Annotated in this window: 1 protein-coding gene; it reads left to right on the top strand. The window is 38.7% G+C overall.

From position 1 onward, the window contains the following. Positions 1–420 (top strand): hypothetical protein (locus A5294_RS06840; RefSeq protein ID WP_197457105.1); only part of this gene is annotated, 420 nt, incomplete at its 5' end. Positions 421–445: the final 25 nt, after the last annotated feature.

Genomic DNA, 445 nt, shown 5'->3' with positions numbered 1-445 from the left:
ACTGGTGGGGATTGTGCTCCGCTTCCGCCTTATGCTTCTATTCTTGACGGTGTCGATTCTGATACCTATGTCAATCCTTCTTCTTATCACTTGGGTGATTTAGACTCATTTGATAATCTTTATTCAGGTAAAAAGGCTTCAGTTGAATTATTGAACAAGTGTGATTATACAACTGGTGGGGATTGTGCTCCGCTTCCATCTTATGATTTTACTTTTGACGGTGTCAATCTCGATACTTATGCTAATCCTGGCAACACTAACATAGATGATGACATCAGATTGGATGAAGTAAATGCTTACGACACGATCAGCTCGGATTCAGAAATTGAAAATGAGTTGCTAGAGAAACATAAAGAATTAGCCGAGGCAAAGTTGAATGCTAAGATTGCTCTTCCTGTGCCAGGTTCTCAGCATAACTAAATGCTAACTAATATATCTATTAGAT

This window comes from Gardnerella sp. 30-4 (assembly GCF_001641215.1).
GTDB lineage: Bacteria > Actinomycetota > Actinomycetes > Actinomycetales > Bifidobacteriaceae > Bifidobacterium > Bifidobacterium leopoldii.
This window is presented reverse-complemented; position numbering and strand designations above follow the sequence as displayed.